Below are 19,188 nucleotides of genomic sequence, written 5' to 3' on the forward strand. Positions count from 1 at the left end.
GCCGTGCAGACAGAAAAAGTAACGCCAATGATGGCGCAATATCTCGAGCTTAAAGCGGACCATCAGGACGCGTTGCTGTTCTACCGCATGGGCGATTTTTACGAGATGTTCTTTGACGATGCCATCGCCGCGGCAGAGGCGTTGGACATCGCGCTCACCAAACGCGGCAAGCATCAGGGCAAGGATATCGCCATGTGCGGCGTGCCGGTGCATGCCGCCGAAGGCTACCTGCTGACGCTGATCCGCAAGGGGTTTCGCGTGGCGGTCTGCGAGCAGATGGAGAGCCCCGCGGAGGCCAAGAAACGCGGCTACAAAGCGGTGGTGAAACGCGACGTGGTGCGGCTGGTCACCCCCGGCACGCTGACCGAGGAAAGCCTGCTGGAAGCGCGGCGCCACAACTACCTCGCGGCCTTTGCCGAGGTGCGCGATGCTTGTGCGATGGCTTGGGTCGATATCTCGACCGGTGCGTTTCACGTGATGCCGCTGGCGCAGGTGCGTCTGGGGCCGGAATTGGCGCGGCTGTCGCCATCGGAACTGATCGTCTCTGAGGTGAAAGAGAGTGAATTGCACGAAGTCGTCTCTGATTTCGGTATCGCGTTAACGGGTTTGGCCCGCTCGGCTTTTGACAGCACCAGTGCGGAAAAGCGGGTCTGTGACCTGTTTGATATTGCAACGCTAGAGGCTTTCGGCAGCTTCACCCGCGCCGAAGTCTCGGCTATGGGAGCGGTAATAGAATACCTCACTATCACTCAACGCGGCAAGCTGCCCCTGCTCCGCCCGCCCCAGAAAGAGGCAGAGGCCCGCACCGTTCAGATTGACGCGGCAACCCGGCGCAATCTGGAACTCACCCACTCCCTAAATGGTGGCCGCGCCGGGTCTTTGCTGTCGATCATGGATAATACCGTCACCGCCGGGGGCGCGCGGCTGTTAGAGCGGCGGATCTCAAGCCCCTCGCGCGTTGTCGATGTGGTCACCTCCCGCGCCGATGCGGTGAGCTTTGCCTATGATAACGCCCGGCTCGCGGACGACATCCGCCAGCGTCTGCGCAATGTGCCTGATCTCGACCGCGCGCTATCGCGCCTGTCGCTTGACCGCGGCGGCCCCCGCGACCTTGCCGCGATCCGCAACGGTTTGATCGAAGCTGAGGCTTTGCACCAGACCCTGACGCAGCAGGATCTGCCCGACCTGCTGCGCGAAGCCGCCGAAGGGTTGCAGGGTCATGGCGACCTCATCGACCTGTTGGATCACGCCTTGGTGGCCGAGCCCCCGCTGATGGTGCGCGACGGCGGTTTCATCGCCCCCGGCCATGACGCCGACCTCGACGCCGCGCGCGAGCTGCGCGACGAAGGCCGCAGCGTGATTGCCGGTATGCAGCAGCAATTTGTCTCTGACACGGGGATTTCGTCGCTGAAGATCAAGCACAACAACGTGCTGGGATACTTCGTCGAATGCACCGCGACCCATGCCGAGAAGATGCTGAACCCGCCGCTGTCAGAGACCTTTATCCATCGTCAGACCACGGCGAACCAAGTGCGCTTTACCACTGTCGAACTGTCCGAGTTGGAGACGAAAATACTCAACGCGGGCAACCACGCACAGGAGATCGAAAAGCGGCTCTATGAGAGCCTTCGGAGTGCCATTCTGGAGCATGCGGCAGAGATCGGCCAAGCCTCTGCCGGGTTGGCCGAAGTCGATCTGGTCACAGGGCTGGCCGACCTTGCCCGAAGCGAGAATTGGACCCGCCCGCGCGTGGATATGTCCCGCGCCTTTGACATCCAAGGGGGGCGGCATCCAGTCGTTGAACGCGCTCTGACCCAGCAATCGGGCGAGCCTTTCATCGCCAATGACTGTGACTTGAGTGCCGAAGGTGAAGCCGCGAACATCTGGCTCCTCACTGGCCCGAACATGGCGGGTAAATCGACCTTCCTGCGCCAGAACGCGCTGATCGCCCTGATGGCGCAGATGGGCAGTTTCGTGCCTGCGAGTTCGGCGCATATCGGCGTTGTTAGCCAGCTTTTCAGCCGCGTCGGTGCCTCAGACGATCTGGCGCGGGGCCGCTCGACCTTCATGGTCGAAATGGTCGAAACCGCCGCGATCTTGAACCAAGCCGACGACCGCGCGCTGGTGATCCTCGACGAGATCGGGCGCGGCACCGCGACCTACGACGGACTCTCGATCGCTTGGGCCACGCTGGAACATCTGCATGACGTGAACCGGACCCGGGCGCTCTTCGCCACCCATTATCACGAGATGACGGCGCTGGCCGGCAAGCTGCCGGGGGTCGACAATGCCACGGTAGCAGTCAAGGAATGGGAGGGCGAGGTCGTCTTCCTGCACGAGGTGCGCAAGGGGGCGGCGGACCGCTCTTATGGGGTGCAGGTGGCGCAGTTGGCGGGCCTGCCCGCCCCGGTGATCGCCCGCGCCCGCGTGGTGCTGGAGGCATTGGAGAAAGGCGAACGCGAAGGCGGGGCTACACAAAAGACGCTGATCGACGATCTGCCGCTCTTCGCAGCCAGCCCGCCGCCGCAACCGGCCCCCGCGAAAACCTCGGCGGTCGAAGAGAAGCTGGCAGAGATCATCCCCGATGAACTCTCCCCACGTGAAGCGCTTGAGCTGATCTATAAACTGAAAGAGGCGGCCAAATCCTGACCGCCTCCTTCGAAAGTGACTGATTGCGCGCTTAGCTCGCCGGGGTCGAAGACACCCCAACCTGCGCCGGGCGCAGCAGACGGTCGTGCAGCATAAAGCCTTCGGCGGCGACCTGAATGATCTCGCCCGCCACGGTGCCGGGCACGGGCGCTTCGAACATCGCTTCGTGATGCTTGGGGTCGAACTTGTCGCCAACCTCGGGCGCGATCACTTCGATGCCGTGCTTTTTGAAGACGTTCAGAAGCTCGCGCATCGTCAGTTCCACACCTTCCAGCAGCGGGCCAAAGGCCTCTTTCTGCTCATCGGTGGTGGTTTCCAGCGCGCGTTTCATGTTGTCATAAACGGGCAGCATGTCACGGGCCAGCTTGGAGCCGCCATAGTTCTCGGCCTCGCGACGGTCCTTGTCGGAGCGTTTGCGCGCATTCTCGGCATCGGCGAGCGCGCGCATGAAACGGTCGCGGTACTGGTCACGCTCGGCGCGCAGTTCCTCAACCGCAAGGGCTTCTTCGTCGATCTCGGCCATGTCTTCGGCGTATTCTTCAGCTTCGGCGCTGTCGATCTCGTCCAAAAAGTCGTTTTCTTTCGGCTCTGCCATGTTCCACCTCTAGTTCCGGTCGGAAATCAGCTTTCCCACCAGTTGTGCCGTGTAGTTCACAATCGGCACGATACGTCCATAATTTAAGCGTGTCGGGCCAATGACACCCACGGCGCCGATCACCTTACGATCAGCGTTCATATAAGGGGAAACGACCAGAGAGGAACCCGAAAGTGAGAAAAGTTTGTTTTCCGAGCCGATAAAAATGCGCACACCGTCCCCATCTTCGGCCAGTTCGAGGAATTCGGCGATGTCCCGCTTGCGCTCAAGATCATCGAAAAGGCTGCGGATACGGTCAAGGTCTTCGGCCTCCGCCTCTCCGCCCAGCAGATTCGACCGACCGCGCACGATCAGACGCTCGGAATGCTCTCCTTCCGCGTCCCACAGCACCGCACCGCTCTCGACAAGCTGCTGTGCCAGCACGTCGATCTCCTGACGGCGTTTGGCGATCTCCTGCTTGATGCTGCGCTGCAACTCGCTAAGGGTTTTGCCTTCGACGAAAGCATTCAGGAAATTCGCCGCCTCGCGCATCGAACTGGGGGTCTGCCCGGGTGGCGGCGTGAATAGCCGGTTCTCCACATGGCCGTCGGAGAAAACAAGCACCACCAAGGCTCTATCAGGCGAGAGAGAAACGAATTCGATATGTTTGATCGGCGCTTCATGCTTCGGCGTCAACACGAGCGACGCACCATGCGTGACGCCCGACAGGGCCGATCCGATCCGGTCCAACAGCCCGCCGACATCAGAGGAATTATTCCCCAGTGTCGCGTCGATCTTCTCCCGGTCAAGCTCTGTCGGATCGCCGATCTCGATCATCCCATCGACGAACATCCGGAGCCCTAGCTGTGTCGGAATGCGCCCGGCTGAAACATGAGGGCTATCCAACAGGCCCATATATTCGAGATCCTGCATTACATTGCGGATTGTCGCCGCCGAGACCTTTTCGCTGAAGTCCCGCGTCAGGGTGCGCGACCCCACCGGATCGCCACTTTCCAGATAGCCTTCAACCACCCGGCGAAACACTTCGCGGGATCGGTCGTTCATGTCTTTCAGCAATTCAGGCGTGTTTTTCATCGGTGCTCGCTCTCTTGTCTAATAAAGGTACAAGCCGGGCAAACGTCAATCGGGGTTGCATCAAAGCCTTGTGGGGCGGTATCCCCGGGCAACATCAAAAAGGATATGTCATGCGTCCCTCTGGCCGGAAACTCGATGAAATGCGCGCCGTCTCGATCGAGACAGGTTTCACCAAACATGCCGAAGGGTCGGCCCTGATCAAGATGGGCGATACCCATGTGCTCTGCACCGCAACGATCGAAGACCGCGTGCCGCCGTTCATTAAAGGCTCCGGTCTGGGCTGGGTCACCGCCGAATACGGCATGCTGCCCCGCGCCACCAACACACGGATGCGTCGCGAAGCCGCCTCCGGCAAACAAGGGGGTCGCACGGTCGAGATCCAGCGTCTGATCGGCCGCGCCCTGCGCGCCGGGGTCGACCGCTCCGCCTTGGGCGAGCGTCAGATCACCGTCGACTGCGATGTGCTGCAAGCCGATGGCGGCACCCGCTGCGCGTCGATCACCGGCGGTTGGATCGCGCTGCGTCTGGCTGTGAACAAGCTGATGAAAGCGGGCGATGTCGTCTCTGACCCGCTGGTCGATCCGGTCGCGGCGGTAAGCTGCGGCATCTACGCAGGCCAGCCGGTGCTCGATCTCGACTACCCCGAGGATTCCGAGGCGGGCGTCGATGGCAACTTCATCATGACCGGATCCGGCAAGCTGATCGAAGTGCAGATGAGCGCCGAAGGCTCAACCTATACCCGCGACCAGATGAACCAGCTGATGGACCTGGCCGAAAAAGGCGTCGGCGAACTGGCCACAATCCAAAAATCGGTTACCGCATGACCCGCAAGTTCACCGAAAATCGCATTCTGATTGCCACCCATAACGCGGGCAAACTGGCAGAGATGCGCCAGCTCTTCGCCCCCCACGGGGTTGAGGTGGTCGGCGCGGCAGAGATGAACCTGCCCGAGCCGGAAGAGACCGAGACGACATTCGTCGGCAACGCCCGGATCAAGGCGCATGCCGCCGCCAAGGCGACCGGCCTGCCCGCGCTAGCCGACGATTCCGGCATCGAAGTCGAGGCGCTCGACAACGCGCCCGGCGTCTATACCGCCGATTGGGCCGAAACGGAGAATGGCCGCGACTTCGTCATGGCCATGACCAAGACGCGCAATCTGCTGGAAGAAAAGAACGCCCCCCACCCTCGCCGCGCCCGGTTTTGCGCGACGCTGGTCTTGGCATGGCCGGACGGGCATGACGAGGTTTTCGCGGGCAAGGTGAATGGCACTTTGGTTTGGCCGATGCGCGGCGAACAGGGTCACGGCTATGACCCGATGTTCCAACCTGACGGCCATGAGGTCACCTTTGCCGAAATGGACGCCGAGCAGAAAAACAGCATCAGCCACCGCGCGGATGCCTTTGCGAAACTGATTGCGGGCTGTTTTGGCTGAAGATTGGCAACAGGGCGGCTTCGGCCTCTATATCCATTGGCCATTTTGCGAGGCGAAATGTCCCTATTGCGACTTTAACAGCCACGTTAGCCGCCAGATCGACCAAGCCGCTTGGCGCGATGCCTATCTCGCCGAGCTTCAGCGCGCTGCGGATGAGACACCGGGGCGCGTGCTCAATGCGGTCTTTTTCGGCGGCGGCACGCCCAGTTTGATGGACCCCGATGTCGTCGCAGACATCATCAGCGCCATCCGGCGCCACTGGCCTACGGCGAACGATCTGGAAATCACCCTCGAAGCCAATCCCGGCTCGGTCGAAGCGGGCCGCTTCGCTGCCTATCGGCAGGCCGGGGTGTCGCGCGTCTCCATGGGCATTCAGGCGCTGAACGATCCGGATCTCAAACGTTTGGGCCGCCTGCATACGGCGAAAGAAGCGATGACTGCTTTCGACATCGCCCGTAATACCTTTGACCGCGTGAGCTTCGATCTAATCTATGGGCGGCAAGACCAATCCGCCGTGGAATGGGAAGCAGAGTTGAAACAGGCTCTATCCCTCGCGATAGACCACATTTCGCTCTATCAGCTGACCATCGAACAAGGCACCGCCTTTGGCGACCGTTACGCCCGCGGAAAACTTCGCGGCCTGCCCGACGAAGATCTCGGCGCGGATATGTTCACCCTGACCCAAGACATCTGCAATGACATGGGCATGCCTGCTTACGAGGTGTCAAACCACGCCCGGGATGGCGCACAGTCGCGGCACAACATGATCTATTGGCGCTATGGGGACTATATCGGCATCGGCCCCGGCGCTCATGGGCGGTTGACGCTGGGCGGAGAGAAATTCGCGACAGTTGCTTATAGCAATCCACAGCGGTGGCTCGACGGTGTCGCAAAGGGCGAAACGGAGAAACCCCGGACCGCCCTGAGCCGAAGCGAACAGGCGACTGAGTTTCTCCTGATGGGCCTGCGCCTGAAAGAAGGCGTTGACCTTAGCCGTTACGCCGATATTGCCGGGCATGAGATCGACGAAAAGGCCGTCAATCACCTGCAAGACATCGGCATGGCAACACGCGAGAAAGACAGGTTAATCGTTTCAGATCAAGGCGTTATTGTCCTTAACGCCGTGATCGAAACGCTTCTGCCTTAAGAGCCGCCCAACAGGCGGCAGATCTCATCCAACTGGTCAAGCGTGGTATAGTGCAACGTCACCTTACCCGCTTCCTGACCCGGTTTATGGTCCAAACTAACCTTCATGCCTAAGTTGGCTGACAGATCGCCTTCAAGCGCCTGCGTATCGGCATCTTTCTCTGGGCGCTGCGAGAGACGCTCTTTATTTACCATATTACCGCGCTCGCCGGCCTGATCTTTCTTGACCAAAGCCTCGGTCGCGCGGACGGAAAGGCCGCCTTTGATGACCTGCTGCGCCAGTTTCAGCGGATCCTTCGCCGGAATCAGCGCCCGCGCATGGCCCGCGCTCAGCTCATTCTGGCGCACCATCTCTTGCACCGGATCCGGCAGGTTCAGCAGACGCAATAGGTTCGCAATATGGCTTCGGCTTTTCCCGAGGGCTTCGGCCATCTTCTCCTGCGTATGGCCGAACTTATCCATCAACTGCCGATAACCCGCCGCTTCTTCGACCGAGTTCAGATCTGCCCGCTGGATGTTCTCGATGATCGCGACTTCAAGCACTTCGACATCGGTAAACTCGCGAACGATCACCGGCAGGCTATGCACCTTCGCGATCTGCGAGGCCCGCCAGCGCCGTTCACCCGCGACGATCTCGAAATTGCCATCAGCCAAAGCGCGGACGATCAGGGGCTGAATGACCCCCTTTTCTTTGATTGAGGCCGCAAGATCATCAAGGTGCTCCTGCTCAAAACGCTTACGCGGCTGATCCGGGTTCGGTTTGATTCGCTCGATCGGAACGAACTGCTCCGCCGCCGCGGCCCCCTTGGCGGCCACGCTCTCGGTCTCCGCTACATCCGCCATCAGTGCCGAAAGCCCCCGGCCAAGGCCCCGTTTACGCTCTTGTTTGTCTGCCATACTGCCACCTTATTAACCATTGTTTCTTGTTAGCTCCGCCGCTAAATCGCGGTAGGCTTGGGCCCCTTTCGATGTGGGATCATAACTCAGAACGGGCATGGCAAAGCTCGGCGCCTCGCTCACCCGAACATTGCGCGGAATTACAGTTTGGAACACCAGTTCACCAAGGTTCGCTCGCGCGTCATTCTCAACCTGTTGCGACAGGTTATTGCGGCGATCATACATGGTCAGTAGAACGCCCTCAATCCGCAGGTCCTTATTCCCGCTTTGCCGGACCTCTCTTATCGTCAACATAAGCTGAGAGAGCCCTTCCAACGCAAAAAATTCGCTCTGCAAAGGCACAAGTACAGAGTGCGCCGCGATCATCGCATTCACCGTCAATAGGTTGAGTGAAGGCGGGCAATCGATCAAGATATAGTCGAACTTGAACTGATCCATCTGCGTCTGCCTGAGTGCGTCGTGCAAAAGGAAACTTCTCTTTTCATTCGAAAAGAGTTCGATGTCCGCTGAGCTGAGGTCAACCGTCGCCGGAACGATAAGTAACCCATCCGTTTCGGTGTGCTGAATGACATCCTGCGGAAGGCTATCGTCCAGCAAGAGATCATATGTCGTAAAATCGCGATCTTCGACTTCGATGCCAAGACCCGTAGAAGCATTGCCTTGCGGATCCAGATCAACCACCAGAATACGCTTCCCAGCTTCCGCAAGCGCAGCGGCAAGATTGATCGTCGTCGTCGTTTTACCAACGCCGCCCTTCTGGTTTGCAATGGCAATGATTTTCGGTCCAGCTGGACGAGAAAGGTCAGACACGGGCGATATCCTTAATCTTTAGAATGGCAGCGTCCGAATTGGTCTTGCTGGTTACCGTCTCTAGGTCGTAATTCCAGTCCTGCCGCGCCTCTAGGTCTTCACGCTGCCAGCTTTGACCTTTAGGGAAAAGTGCAATGCCCCCGCGTTTAAGATGCAACTCGGCGAACCCTAACAACTTCGTCAGATCGGCTAAAGCGCGGGCAGATAGCACGTCTGCTTCGAGACATTCGAGTTCTTCGATTCTCTCGGTTTTCACCTTTGCCGCGAGATCAAGTTCTCGAATAGCCGTCCGTAGGAAAGCTGATTTCCTTTGATCACTTTCAACCATGACTACATCGAAATTGCGTTCTTCTTGATTGAGGATCGAAATAACAATGCCCGGGAAACCTCCGCCGCTACCGAGGTCTACCCACTTCCCTGGCCCTGGAACAAGCTCAAAGATTTGGACGGAATCCAGAATATGGCGAGACCAAAGGTCGTTCAAGCTGTCCTTAGAAACCAAATTAATCTTCGGATTCCATTTCCTCACCAGTTCAGCAAAGGCTTTCAGCTTTTCAAATGTTTCACGTGAAACATCAAGGTCATTTTCGGTGCTCATGCTGACTTCTTTCCGGCCCCGCGCTTCACACGAGCAAGTATCAAAGTCAGCGCAGCTGGTGTCATTCCATCAATGCGAGCCGCCTGTGCCATTGTTTCCGGACGCGCGGAAGATACCTTCGACCTCAGCTCGTTAGAAAGGCCTGCAAGATCATCGAAGGAAAAATCAGACGGTATACGAACGTTCTCGTCTTTCTTCAGCACGTCGATCTCTTTCTGTTGTCGAGCGATGTAGGTTGCGTAGAGCGCGTCCCGCTCAATCTGTCGACGCATTTCGAATGGAGTTTCTTCCAGGCTGCGATCAAGTGGTAGCAAGTCTTCAAACTCTACATCGGGAAACGCGAGAACCTGATAGCCGCTACGCTTTGCACCATCTTGGTTGACTTTGATACCGGCGTTCGCAAGCTCTTTCGGCGTATACTCCGTACCTTCTAGCATCGCTTTTGTCTCCTCTAGGGAGGAAACCTTCTTCTCGAAGCTATCTCGGCGCGCGTCAGAGATACAGCCTAATTGCATCGCCAAAGGAGTTAGCCGCTGATCCGCATTGTCCGCTCGAAGCGACAGGCGGAACTCGGCCCGAGATGTGAACATCCGGTAGGGTTCTGTAACGCCCCGGGTCGTCAGATCATCGACCATAACCCCAATATAGCTTTCGGAACGGGTAAATGTCACCGCATCCCGGCCTTGGGCGCGCAGAGCGGCATTCAAGCCTGCTACCAGTCCCTGCGCGGCCGCTTCCTCATAGCCCGTCGTACCATTGATCTGTCCGGCGAGATAGAGGCCGGGTACGGTACGGACCGCAAGCGTTGATGAAAGAACGCGCGGATCGACGTAGTCGTACTCGATGGCGTAACCGGGTTGCAGAATAGTTGCGTTTTCGAGACCAACCATGCTCCGGACATAGGCTTCCTGCACATCCGCCGGGAGGGAGGTCGAAATGCCGTTTGGATAGACGGTATGATCATCCGCGCCTTCGGGTTCTAGAAAGACCTGATGCGACTCTTTCTCGGCAAATCGGACGACCTTATCTTCGATCGAAGGGCAGTAACGCGGGCCTACGCCATCGATATGCCCGCCATACATTGCGGACCTATCGAGATTTTCTCTGATGATCTGATGAGTTTTCTCGTTCGTATGCGTGATTCCGCAGGCGACTTGTGGGGCTGAAACCTTGTCGGAGAGGAAGGAAAACAGGACGGGGTCATCGTCCCCGGGTTGGGCTTCCAGTATATCCCAGTTGATCGTGCGGCCATCCACCCGGGGTGGTGTCCCCGTCTTTAGTCGGCCCATCGGGAGATTAAAGGAATCGATCCGTTCGGCCAGTTTGACCGACGCTTTGTCCCCCATGCGGCCGCCTTCGTGCGATACATCGCCGATATGAATGACCCCCCGGAGGAACGTCCCCGTCGTAAGAACAACGGATGTCGCCTTGATGTTCGTTCCGTCGGCCAAAACTACGCCGGCAACGACTTCGCCGGCCATCACGAAGTCGGTAACCTCTCCTTCAATGATGTCGAGGTTCGCTTGCGCGTCGATTTCGCGGAGCATCTCTGTCCGGTAGATTTTCCGATCAGCCTGCGCACGGGGGCCCTGAACGGCGGGGCCTTTCCGACGGTTTAGCAGACGGAATTGGATGCCGGCCCTATCGGCAACGCGGCCCATCACGCCGTCCATCGCGTCGATCTCTCGTACCAGATGGCCCTTCCCCAGTCCGCCGATGGCCGGATTACAGGACATGACGCCGATTCCATCGCGGCTCATCGTGACGAGCGCTGTTTGTGCGCCAAGCCGTGCCGAAGCGTGCGCCGCTTCCGCGCCCGCGTGGCCGCCACCGATCACGATCACATCAAAATGTTTCACGTGAAACACTCCATCATTTACCTACGCAGAAGCTGGTGAAAATCTCATCCAGCAGGTTCTCGACGTCTATGCGGCCAACAAGGGTTTCCAGCGTTCGAATCCCGAACCTAAGGTCCGCAGCGGCCAAATCATAGAAATCAGGTCCTCGGGTCAGGATAACATTTACTTCAGCCAAACACGAGACGGCTTGCTGCAAAGCGACGCGATGCCGCTCATGGGTTGCCAGTCCAATGTTTGAACTGCGTTCCGAGAGTGTAGATTGAATGCGTTGGATGAGTTCTGACACACCCTGCCCGGTCTTCCCTGAGATACCATTCTCTTCAATACCAACGAGATCTGCTTTGGGCTGAAGAACGATATCCTCTTCCTCCGGCGTAAGGACCAAGGCCTCACCTGGCGCCGCGAGAAACACCCGCAGATCCGCCGCCTCGGCGCGTTCGATTGCGCGCTCGATCCCGATGGCTTCAACTTTATCTTCGCTCTCACGCAGACCCGCCGTATCCAAAAGGGTGACCGGCAACCCGTCAAGGTCCATCCGAACTTCGATGACATCGCGGGTGGTGCCTGCGATTTCGGAGGTGATCGCGGCGTCACGTCCGGCTAGCGCATTTAAGAGCGTTGACTTACCCGCATTTGGCGCACCGATGATCGCGACTTCGAAGCCGTTTCGAACCCGTTCGGCGACATAGGTGCCTTCCGCTTCGGCTTGCAATTCCTTGCCGACCTTCGAGAGCAGCGCCTCCACCTCGGGGGTGACATCGACGGGTACCTCTTCATCCGCGAAGTCGATCGTGGCCTCCAGAAGCGCGGCGGCGCGTATCAAGTCTTTCCGCCAATCTTCGACGCGTGCGCCGAGGTGGCCCGATAAAACGCGAAGCGCTTGCTTTCGCTGTGCTTCTGTTTCGGCTTCGATGAGATCTGCCAGCCCTTCAACCTGCGCGAGATCCAGCTTTTCATTCTCTAACGCACGGCGTGTGAATTCCCCCGCTTCAGCCATCCGAGTTTCGGGGAAGGTCGACAGCAGGGAAAGCATCGCCCGGACCACGGCGATGGAGCCATGGAGTTGAAATTCAACTACATCTTCGCCGGTGAAGGAATTTGGCCCGGGGAAGCTCAGGAGCAAGGCTTGGTCGATAACCTCTCCGCCAGTGCCGCGGAGGTTTCGCAACACGCTTTCGCGTCCTTCAGGACGTTTGCCGGAAATCTCCTGCGCGATCGCGAAGGCCTGTGGGCCGGAAATGCGGATCACCGCAACCCCGGCACGGCCCGGCGCTGACGCTTGGGCGAATATCGTGTCCATATTTCACTAACCTATTGTTATTATGAAATAACTCAGGTGTTCATGGAGTCGAAGAAGTCAGAGTTCGACTTGGTTTGCTTGAGCTTGCCGAGCAGGAATTCGATGGCATCGGTGGTGCCCATCGGGTTGAGAATGCGGCGCAGGACGAAGGTTTTTTGCAGGTCCACCTTGTCGACCAAAAGATCCTCTTTCCGGGTGCCGGATTTGAGGATGTCGATAGCCGGGAAGACGCGTTTGTCTGCGATCTTGCGGTCGAGAACGATCTCGGAGTTGCCGGTGCCCTTGAACTCTTCAAAGATCACTTCGTCCATGCGGCTGCCGGTGTCGATCAGCGCGGTGGCGATGATGGTGAGCGATCCGCCCTCTTCGATGTTCCGCGCGGCACCAAAGAAACGCTTCGGGCGCTGCAGGGCGTTGGCGTCGACACCACCGGTCAGGACCTTGCCCGAGGACGGCACCACGGTGTTGAAGGCGCGGCCCAGACGGGTGATCGAATCGAGCAGGATGACAACGTCGCGCTTGTGCTCGACAAGGCGCTTGGCTTTCTCGATGACCATCTCGGAAACGGCGACGTGACGGGTTGCCGGCTCATCGAAGGTGGAGGAGACAACCTCCCCCTTCACCGACCGCTGCATGTCGGTGACTTCCTCGGGCCGTTCGTCGATCAGCAGGACGATCAGGTAGCACTCGGGGTGGTTTTTCTCGATGCTGTTAGCGATGTTCTGCAGCAGCACGGTCTTACCGGTGCGCGGCGGGGCGACGATCAGCGAGCGCTGGCCCTTGCCGATGGGGGACACCAGATCGATGATCCGCGCCGAGCGGTCCTTGATCGTGGGGTCATCAACCTCCATCGTCAGACGCTCGTCGGGGTAAAGCGGGGTGAGGTTTTCGAAGGCGACCTTGTGGCGCGCCTTCTCGGGCGCCTCGAAGTTGATCTTGGTGACCTCGGTCAGCGCAAAATAGCGTTCGGTGTCATCGGGCGCCTTGATCAGCCCCTCGATGGTGTCCCCGGTGCGCAGCGACCATTTGCGGATCATGTCGGGCGAGACGTAGATGTCATCGGGGCCCGGCAGGTAGTTCGCTTCGGGAGAGCGCAGAAAACCGAATCCGTCCTGCAGCACTTCCAACACGCCGTCGCCCGAGATCTCCCAACCGTCATCCGCACGTTCGCGGAGAATCTGGAACATCATCTCGCCTTTACGCATGGTCGAGGCGTTTTCGATCTCCAGCTCTTCGGCCATGGCGAGCAGGTTTTTCGGCGTCTGCGCCTTGAGATCAGCGAGGTTCAGCGTTTCGGTTGTCATGGAGCATCCTGTTCAGCCGCAGCAGAATGCGGGCTGGTCGATCATTTGAATGTGGCAAGCAGAAACCGCCCCGGACGGGACAGTGGCGCAGATATAGGCGGCAGCGCGGCTTGAGTCAATTGCCTCAGAATTTCACGACCACTGAGAAGACGATCACGATCATCAGCAGCGTCGGCACTTCGTTCAAAAGACGGAACTGACGGCCCGTGACGGTACTGTCACCGCTTTCGACGGATTTGACCTGTTTTTTCAGCCAAACGTGGAAAACCGTCATGGCGATGACACTGGCCCCCTTGGTCCATGGCCAGATCATCGTCCAATCCACGATTCCGGGCGTCAGAACGAGGGCGAGGCCGAAAACCCATGTCGCCATCATCGCGGGCCGCATGATGAACTGAGCGAGCTTGAATTCCATCATCGCGAAAGTCTCGTGCATCCGCCCGGCGGAACCCGCCTGTTCGACATGATGCACGAAGAGGCGCGGCAGGTAGAAGAGCGCCGCCATCCAACTGATGACCGACACGATATGGAGCGCTTTGATCCATGGATAAGCGAGGCTGAGAAGATCGAACATGGGGAAGGCTCCGGTGTGCGTGCTTCTTTCTTAATAAATAAGAAAAGAGAAAAGATGTAGTTGATTGTAGGGCGCCTGAATCCTGTGGATTAATGATTTATACCGCCGCTTATCAACAGGTGAACAAACTTCGCGGCCCCCTGTGGATAAGCCGGCCCCGATTCGCGAATGTCGAACTTTCTCAAGATCTTGCTGGCGTATTTTCCGGGGGACAAAATGTATCAAAGCGGGGATAACCGGTGAAGTCTCGTGGTTATACGCACAAGCGGCTTATCCCTATTCATCGGGGTGGGAATCGGCGACAAAAACCGCGACTCAGGGCGAGATCTGCGGGCTTGTGCTGTCAACTTTTATCTCGCAGAACAAATCCTCAAGATTTGCGCCAGATCATCACAGGGTTATCCACATGCCGCAGAAAATCATCCTCGCCTCCGGCTCGGAGATCCGGGCGCAGCTTTTGGCGCAGGCCGCGATCCCGCATGAGGTGATCCCGGCCAAGATCGACGAAGAGATGATAACCGCCGCCCTGCGGGCCGAGGAGGCCAAGCCGCGCGACATCGCCGATACCTTGGCCGAGATGAAAGCCCGTAAAGTGAGCGAAAAGCACTTTGGCGCGTTGGTTCTGGGCTGCGATCAGGTGTTGGACCATCGCGGCGAGATGCTGCACAAGCCGCGTGATAAGGGTGAAGCCATCGCGCAGCTTCACCGTCTGCGCGGGGATCGGCATTCCCTGCTCTCCGCCGCGGTGCTTTATGAAGACGGTAAACCCCTGTGGCGGCACGTCGGTCAGGTGCGGCTGCGGATGCGTGACGCAAGCGACGCTTATATAGAAGACTACGTCGCGCGAAACTGGGAGAGCATTCGCCACGCGGTGGGCTGCTACAAGCTGGAAGAGGAAGGCGTGCGGCTCTTCACCCAGATTGAGGGGGATTACTTTCACGTCCTCGGTATGCCATTTCTTGAACTGCTGAATTTCCTGACGCTGCGCGGAGACCTCAAGACATGAGCCTGCCCAAAATCCCCCTCGCCGGTGTGATCGGATCGCCCATCGCGCATTCCAAATCCCCGCAGTTGCATCGCCATTGGCTGGAGACCTATGGCATCGCCGGGCATTATGTGCCGCTTGATGTCGCCCCCGATGATCTGGAAGAGGTGCTGAGAACGCTGCCCAAGATGGGCTTTGTTGGGGTGAACCTGACGATCCCCCATAAAGAAGCGGTGATGGAGATCGCGGATCTCATCACTGACCGGGCCACTCTGATCGGCGCGGCCAATACGTTGATCTTTCGCGCCGATGGCAAAATTCACGCGGATAATACGGATGGCTACGGCTTCATCGAAAACCTCAAAGCCGGTGCGGCGGAGTGGGATCCGAAGGCCGGACCGGCGGCGGTCTTGGGCGCGGGGGGCGCGGCGCGGGCGGTTGTCTCGGCGCTTTTGGATGCTGGTGTGCCTGAGATCTGCCTGTCAAACCGCACCCGCGTCCGGGCGGAGCAGTTGCAGCGCGATTTCGGCGGCAGAGTGAAAGTCGTCGATTGGGTGCAAGCGGGCAATATGATCGATCACGCCAGTTTGTTGGTGAACACCACATCACTCGGCATGATCGGCAAAGGCGCCTTGCGGGTGCCGCTGGATGGGCTGCGCCCCGGCACGGTGGTGACAGATCTCGTTTACGCTCCGCTGCGCACCCATATGCTTGAGACGGCTGAGGATATGGGCTGCGTCACGGTCGACGGGCTGGGCATGTTGTTGCATCAGGCGGTCCCGGCGTTCGAGCGTTGGTTCGGCCAGCGGCCCGAGGTCGACCGCGCCACGCGAACGGCGGTGCTGCGCTGATGTTTCACCTCGGGCTCACCGGCTCCATCGGCATGGGTAAATCGACCACGGCAAAGATGTTCGCCGAGGAAGGCTGCGCCGTTTGGGATGCCGACGCGGCGGTGCACCGGCTTTATGCCCCGGGCGGGGCCGCCGTGGCGCCGATGCAGACGGCTTTCCCGGAAGCGATCGAGGGCGGCGGCGTCTCTCGTGCCGCATTGAAAGAGATCATCGCCGCCGATTCGACCGCCCTGCCCCGGATCGAAGCCATCGTGCATCCACTGGTTGCCGTAGACCGGGCGACGTTTTTGGCGCAGGCGGATAGCGACATTGCCGTGCTGGACATTCCGCTGCTGTTCGAAACCGGCGGCGAGGCTGCGATGGACGCCGTGGCCTGCGTGACGATCCCGGCAGAGGTCCAGCGCGACCGGGTACTGGCGCGTGGCACGATGACGGAAGTGCAATTCGACGCCATCCGCGCCAAGCAAATGCCCGCCGAAGAGAAGTGCGCCCGCTCGGACTATGTGATAGTGACCGACACGCTCGACCATGCCCGCGCGCAGGTGCGGGCGGTGATCCGCGACATCAGGGAAAGACTGCGCCATGCGTGAAATCGTGCTCGATACCGAAACCACCGGCTTTGACCCCGAAAGCGGCGACCGCATCGTCGAGATCGGCGCGGTCGAGCTGATGAATCACATGGCCACGGGCGAGACCTATCACCAATACATCAACCCCGAACGCTCCATGCCCGAGGAAGCCTTTCAGGTGCACGGGCTGGGCGATGACTTTTTGCGCGACAAACCCAAGTTCGCGCAGATCGGGCGGCAGTTTCTCGACTTTATCGGCGATTCAAAGCTGATCATCCACAACGCCGCCTTCGACATCAAATTCCTGAACGCCGAACTGCGCTGGATGGGCCTGCCGCAGATCCCGTGGGAACAAGCGCTCGACACGCTCGAGATCGCGCGCAAACGCTTTCCGGGCTCACCCGCTTCGCTTGATGCGCTCTGTCGCCGCTTTGGGATTGATAACACCTCGCGGACGCTGCACGGCGCCTTGCTCGACAGTGAGATCTTGGCCGAAGTCTATTTGGAACTGATTGGGGGGCGGCAGCCGGACTTCGCGCTGTCCTCGGCGCCGGAGCGCAAGACGGGCGAGCCGGAGACGCGCTGGACCCCGAAACCGCGGCCCACGCCCCTGCCCTCGCGTCTGACAGAGGCCGAAGCCGCCGCCCATGCCGAATTTGTCGGCAAACTGGGCGACGACGCGCTGTGGAAACAGCTTGGCTGACGCTTAGGCGTCGGCTTTTGGCGGGTTTTCGGCCTGACGGCGTGCCACTTCGTTGCGGTACAGCGAAAGGAAGTCGATGTTTTCAAGGTTCAGCGGCGGGAAGCCACCGTCACGGGTCACGTCGCTGACGATGCGGCGCAGGAAGGGGAAGATCATGCGCGGGCATTCGATCAGCAGATAGGGGTGCATCTGCTCTTCCGGCACGTTTTCGACTTGGAAGATACCGACATAGTCGATTTCCAGCACGAAAAGCGTCGCGTCGCCGTCTTTCGCTTTGGAGGTGATGTTCAGCTTGATCGCGGTTTCATACTGGTTCTCGCCCGAACGCTTTTTCGCGTCGAGGTTGACCTGAACCTGCACGTCGGGCTGTACATCCGCCGGGGCACCCTTCTGCGCCATGATGTTTTCGAACGACATGTCGCGGATGAACTGGCCCAGCACGCGCATCTGCGGTTGCTTGGGTTGTGCGGTTTCGTTTTCTGCCATTTTCTGTGTCCTGTTGTGGTGAATTTCTTAAATCTACCCGGACTTAACAGGTCGGCACGGGCCGCTCAATCCTTAGTCCAGCCCGAGGGGCCCTTGGTCTGGCGCGGCTGTTCGGGAATTTCGTGAAAATCCCCGTCGATCACATCACCGCGCGGATCGCCGCGGCGTTGCGGACCGGGCCGCTGCCCCATGCCGCCGGGGGTGCCAAAGCTTTGGACCTTCACCCGATCGCGGATCGCGCGATAGGCGGCGGCGCGAAAGCGCGGCACCAGAAAGGCAAAGCCAACAGCATCGGTGAAGAACCCCGGCGTCAGCAACAGCGCGCCGGAAAACAGGATCATCGCGCCATGCACCAAAGGCTCGGTCGGGTCGCGCAAGTCATTGAAGGAACTGCGCAACTGCCCAAGCGCCAGCGCGCCCTGAGACCGCACCAACCATGTGCCCAAAATGGCGGTCAAAACCACCACGGCCAGCGTCCAGCCAAGGCCGATGGCGCCACCGACTTGGATGAAAAGCGTGATCTCGATCAGAGGCACGGCGATAAATGCGATCAATAGCCACATGTGGCGGGGTCCTTTCGCTGGGGGCAGAGTGGACTTGCCCCGGTCGAACACCTACATAAGAGCTTAACTCGCATGTTTCCATGCCACCCCTGAATGAGGTTTCGATGAATTCTCCCCTGATACAGCTTCTGGTGCTTGCCGGTATCGCCGTATTCCTGATCCTGCGGCTGAAAAACGTGCTCGGCACGCGTGAGGGTTTTGAAAAGCCCCCGGTGACCGATCAAACGCCAAGCGCCCGCAGCGGCCCCGCGTTTGAAGTGATCGAAGGTGGCCCGGATCTCGATATCACCGACCACGTTCCCGAAGACAGCCCCTCGGGCAAGGCCTTGGCCGAGATGAAGCGGGTCGAGCCGTCCTTTGGCGTCAGCGATTTCCTGCAAGGCGCGCGTGGCGCCTATGAGATGATCGTCATGGGCTATGAGCGGGGCGATTTGGCGGAAATTCAGCCGTTTCTGGCCGATGACGTCTATGAAAGCTTTGTTGACGGCGTCGCCGCGCGGGAGGATCAAGGTCTAACGATCGAGGCGACTTTCATCGGCGTGCGCGAGATGGAACTGATCGACGCCAAGATGGACGAGACCACGAAAGAAGCCGAACTCACCATCCGCTTCGTCGGCGAGCTGACCTCGGAGGTTCGCAACCGCGAGGGCGAGATTGTCGAGGGCAGCAGCAAAGAAATCAAACGCCAAAAAGATACATGGGTCTTCGCCCGTGTCATGGGCTCGGACGATCCGAATTGGCTGTTGGTTTCCACAGACGGGTAGCGCGTGCGCTTGGCGCTCTTGCGCTGTTG

General features: G+C 59.2%; 20 protein-coding genes. 9 read left to right on the forward strand and 11 right to left on the reverse strand.

The genetic code is table 11. The features are described from left to right. Positions 1-27: 27 nt before the first annotated feature. Positions 28-2,649 carry a DNA mismatch repair protein MutS gene (mutS, locus tag ACGYK2_RS10170; protein WP_394374295.1) on the forward strand — a complete coding sequence of 874 codons (2,622 nt, stop codon included), beginning with the start codon at positions 28-30 and terminating at the stop codon, positions 2,647-2,649. A gap of 31 nt (positions 2,650-2,680) precedes the next feature. On the opposite strand, the gene ACGYK2_RS10175 is transcribed toward mutS, so the two are convergent. Further along, on the reverse strand, positions 2,681-3,244 hold the full coding sequence (locus ACGYK2_RS10175) for a nucleotide exchange factor GrpE (protein ID WP_067267873.1): 564 nt from the start codon (positions 3,242-3,244) through the stop codon (positions 2,681-2,683). 9 nt (positions 3,245-3,253) lie between these two features. After that, complete coding sequence (hrcA, locus tag ACGYK2_RS10180) at positions 3,254-4,318, reverse strand: heat-inducible transcriptional repressor HrcA (RefSeq protein WP_271688629.1); 1,065 nt, start codon at positions 4,316-4,318, stop codon at positions 3,254-3,256. A 110-nt stretch (positions 4,319-4,428) separates the two neighbouring features. Here hrcA and rph point away from each other — a divergent pair, with 110 nt between their 5' ends. Genes rph through hemW form a run of 3 tightly spaced genes read left to right on the forward strand, consistent with a single transcriptional unit; the run spans position 4,429 to position 6,897 of the window. Next, positions 4,429-5,142 carry a ribonuclease PH gene (rph, locus tag ACGYK2_RS10185; protein WP_271688630.1) on the forward strand — a complete coding sequence of 238 codons (714 nt, stop codon included), beginning with the start codon at positions 4,429-4,431 and terminating at the stop codon, positions 5,140-5,142. Further along, a complete protein-coding gene (rdgB, locus tag ACGYK2_RS10190; RefSeq protein WP_271688631.1) occupies positions 5,139-5,750 on the forward strand; it encodes an RdgB/HAM1 family non-canonical purine NTP pyrophosphatase in 612 nt (203 codons plus the stop codon). The genes rph and rdgB overlap by 4 nt, the downstream gene beginning before the upstream one ends. Next, positions 5,743-6,897, forward strand: coding sequence for a radical SAM family heme chaperone HemW (gene hemW / locus ACGYK2_RS10195; protein WP_271688632.1), 1,155 nt, complete (start codon positions 5,743-5,745; stop codon positions 6,895-6,897). Before rdgB ends, hemW begins: the two co-directional genes overlap by 8 nt. On the opposite strand, the gene ACGYK2_RS10200 is transcribed toward hemW, so the two are convergent. The 7 genes from ACGYK2_RS10200 to ACGYK2_RS10230 all read right to left on the reverse strand — a co-directional run bounded on the left by ACGYK2_RS10200 (position 6,894) and on the right by ACGYK2_RS10230 (position 14,238). Then, positions 6,894-7,793, reverse strand: a complete 900-nt coding sequence (locus ACGYK2_RS10200; protein WP_067267864.1) for a ParB/RepB/Spo0J family partition protein — start codon at positions 7,791-7,793, stop codon at positions 6,894-6,896. The genes hemW and ACGYK2_RS10200 overlap by 4 nt on opposite strands. 12 nt (positions 7,794-7,805) lie before the next feature. Further along, entirely contained in the window at positions 7,806-8,603 is a 798-nt protein-coding gene (locus ACGYK2_RS10205; RefSeq protein ID WP_271688633.1) for a ParA family protein, read from the reverse strand. After that, positions 8,596-9,201, reverse strand: a complete 606-nt coding sequence (gene rsmG, locus ACGYK2_RS10210; RefSeq protein WP_271688634.1) for a 16S rRNA (guanine(527)-N(7))-methyltransferase RsmG — start codon at positions 9,199-9,201, stop codon at positions 8,596-8,598. Before rsmG ends, ACGYK2_RS10205 begins: the two co-directional genes overlap by 8 nt. Beyond that, entirely contained in the window at positions 9,198-11,060 is a 1,863-nt protein-coding gene (gene mnmG, locus ACGYK2_RS10215) for a tRNA uridine-5-carboxymethylaminomethyl(34) synthesis enzyme MnmG (protein WP_271688635.1), read from the reverse strand. Before mnmG ends, rsmG begins: the two co-directional genes overlap by 4 nt. 13 nt (positions 11,061-11,073) lie before the next feature. Then, entirely contained in the window at positions 11,074-12,360 is a 1,287-nt protein-coding gene (mnmE, locus tag ACGYK2_RS10220; protein ID WP_271688636.1) for a tRNA uridine-5-carboxymethylaminomethyl(34) synthesis GTPase MnmE, read from the reverse strand. Between the two features lie 32 nt (positions 12,361-12,392). Continuing rightward, entirely contained in the window at positions 12,393-13,664 is a 1,272-nt protein-coding gene (rho, locus tag ACGYK2_RS10225; RefSeq protein WP_067267859.1) for a transcription termination factor Rho, read from the reverse strand. A gap of 124 nt (positions 13,665-13,788) precedes the next feature. Then, complete coding sequence (locus ACGYK2_RS10230; RefSeq protein ID WP_067267858.1) at positions 13,789-14,238, reverse strand: CopD family protein; 450 nt, start codon at positions 14,236-14,238, stop codon at positions 13,789-13,791. 406 nt (positions 14,239-14,644) lie between these two features. Here ACGYK2_RS10230 and ACGYK2_RS10235 point away from each other — a divergent pair, with 406 nt between their 5' ends. The 4 genes from ACGYK2_RS10235 to dnaQ are packed head-to-tail and all read left to right on the forward strand — an operon-like array spanning position 14,645 to position 17,346. After that, positions 14,645-15,244: a nucleoside triphosphate pyrophosphatase gene (locus ACGYK2_RS10235; protein ID WP_271688637.1), complete on the forward strand. Its 600-nt coding sequence runs from the start codon at positions 14,645-14,647 to the stop codon at positions 15,242-15,244. Further along, positions 15,241-16,074: a shikimate dehydrogenase gene (locus tag ACGYK2_RS10240; RefSeq protein WP_271688638.1), complete on the forward strand. Its 834-nt coding sequence runs from the start codon at positions 15,241-15,243 to the stop codon at positions 16,072-16,074. Before ACGYK2_RS10235 ends, ACGYK2_RS10240 begins: the two co-directional genes overlap by 4 nt. After that, the gene (gene coaE, locus ACGYK2_RS10245; RefSeq protein WP_271690012.1) at positions 16,071-16,664 is read left to right on the forward strand and encodes a dephospho-CoA kinase; all 594 of its coding nucleotides are present in this window, start codon (positions 16,071-16,073) and stop codon (positions 16,662-16,664) included. Before ACGYK2_RS10240 ends, coaE begins: the two co-directional genes overlap by 4 nt. After that, positions 16,657-17,346, forward strand: coding sequence for a DNA polymerase III subunit epsilon (gene dnaQ, locus ACGYK2_RS10250; RefSeq protein ID WP_271688639.1), 690 nt, complete (start codon positions 16,657-16,659; stop codon positions 17,344-17,346). The genes coaE and dnaQ overlap by 8 nt, the downstream gene beginning before the upstream one ends. Before the next feature lie 3 nt (positions 17,347-17,349). Here the strand turns inward: dnaQ and secB are convergent, their stop codons facing one another. Both secB and ACGYK2_RS10260 read right to left on the reverse strand, forming a co-directional pair. Then, complete coding sequence (secB, locus tag ACGYK2_RS10255; RefSeq protein WP_067267736.1) at positions 17,350-17,832, reverse strand: protein-export chaperone SecB; 483 nt, start codon at positions 17,830-17,832, stop codon at positions 17,350-17,352. A 65-nt stretch (positions 17,833-17,897) separates the two neighbouring features. Beyond that, the gene (locus ACGYK2_RS10260; RefSeq protein ID WP_271688640.1) at positions 17,898-18,395 is read right to left on the reverse strand and encodes an FxsA family protein; all 498 of its coding nucleotides are present in this window, start codon (positions 18,393-18,395) and stop codon (positions 17,898-17,900) included. A 104-nt stretch (positions 18,396-18,499) separates the two neighbouring features. On the opposite strand from ACGYK2_RS10260, the gene ACGYK2_RS10265 reads away from it, so the two are divergent. Further along, positions 18,500-19,159 (forward strand): Tim44/TimA family putative adaptor protein, encoded by a 660-nt coding sequence (locus ACGYK2_RS10265; protein WP_271688641.1) that lies wholly within the window; start codon positions 18,500-18,502, stop codon positions 19,157-19,159. Positions 19,160-19,188 lie beyond the last annotated feature (29 nt).

This window comes from Sulfitobacter sp. 1A10359 (assembly GCF_043558145.1).
Taxonomy (GTDB): domain Bacteria; phylum Pseudomonadota; class Alphaproteobacteria; order Rhodobacterales; family Rhodobacteraceae; genus Sulfitobacter; species Sulfitobacter faviae.

Excerpts from the sequence above, each read along its gene's own strand:
- mutS (WP_394374295.1), top strand. The coding sequence starts at position 28 with ATGATGGCGCAATATCTCGAGCTTAAAGCGGACCATCAGGACGCGTTG.
- ACGYK2_RS10175 (WP_067267873.1), bottom strand. The coding sequence starts at position 3,244 with ATGGCAGAGCCGAAAGAAAACGACTTTTTGGACGAGATCGACAGCGCC.
- hrcA (WP_271688629.1), bottom strand. The coding sequence starts at position 4,318 with ATGAAAAACACGCCTGAATTGCTGAAAGACATGAACGACCGATCCCGC.
- rph (WP_271688630.1), top strand. The coding sequence starts at position 4,429 with ATGCGTCCCTCTGGCCGGAAACTCGATGAAATGCGCGCCGTCTCGATC.
- rdgB (WP_271688631.1), top strand. The coding sequence starts at position 5,139 with ATGACCCGCAAGTTCACCGAAAATCGCATTCTGATTGCCACCCATAAC.
- ACGYK2_RS10200 (WP_067267864.1), bottom strand. The coding sequence starts at position 7,793 with ATGGCAGACAAACAAGAGCGTAAACGGGGCCTTGGCCGGGGGCTTTCG.
- rsmG (WP_271688634.1), bottom strand. The coding sequence starts at position 9,201 with ATGAGCACCGAAAATGACCTTGATGTTTCACGTGAAACATTTGAAAAG.
- mnmE (WP_271688636.1), bottom strand. The coding sequence starts at position 12,360 with ATGGACACGATATTCGCCCAAGCGTCAGCGCCGGGCCGTGCCGGGGTT.
- rho (WP_067267859.1), bottom strand. The coding sequence starts at position 13,664 with ATGACAACCGAAACGCTGAACCTCGCTGATCTCAAGGCGCAGACGCCG.
- ACGYK2_RS10230 (WP_067267858.1), bottom strand. The coding sequence starts at position 14,238 with ATGTTCGATCTTCTCAGCCTCGCTTATCCATGGATCAAAGCGCTCCAT.
- ACGYK2_RS10235 (WP_271688637.1), top strand. The coding sequence starts at position 14,645 with ATGCCGCAGAAAATCATCCTCGCCTCCGGCTCGGAGATCCGGGCGCAG.
- ACGYK2_RS10240 (WP_271688638.1), top strand. The coding sequence starts at position 15,241 with ATGAGCCTGCCCAAAATCCCCCTCGCCGGTGTGATCGGATCGCCCATC.
- dnaQ (WP_271688639.1), top strand. The coding sequence starts at position 16,657 with ATGCGTGAAATCGTGCTCGATACCGAAACCACCGGCTTTGACCCCGAA.
- secB (WP_067267736.1), bottom strand. The coding sequence starts at position 17,832 with ATGGCAGAAAACGAAACCGCACAACCCAAGCAACCGCAGATGCGCGTG.
- ACGYK2_RS10260 (WP_271688640.1), bottom strand. The coding sequence starts at position 18,395 with ATGTGGCTATTGATCGCATTTATCGCCGTGCCTCTGATCGAGATCACG.
- ACGYK2_RS10265 (WP_271688641.1), top strand. The coding sequence starts at position 18,500 with ATGAATTCTCCCCTGATACAGCTTCTGGTGCTTGCCGGTATCGCCGTA.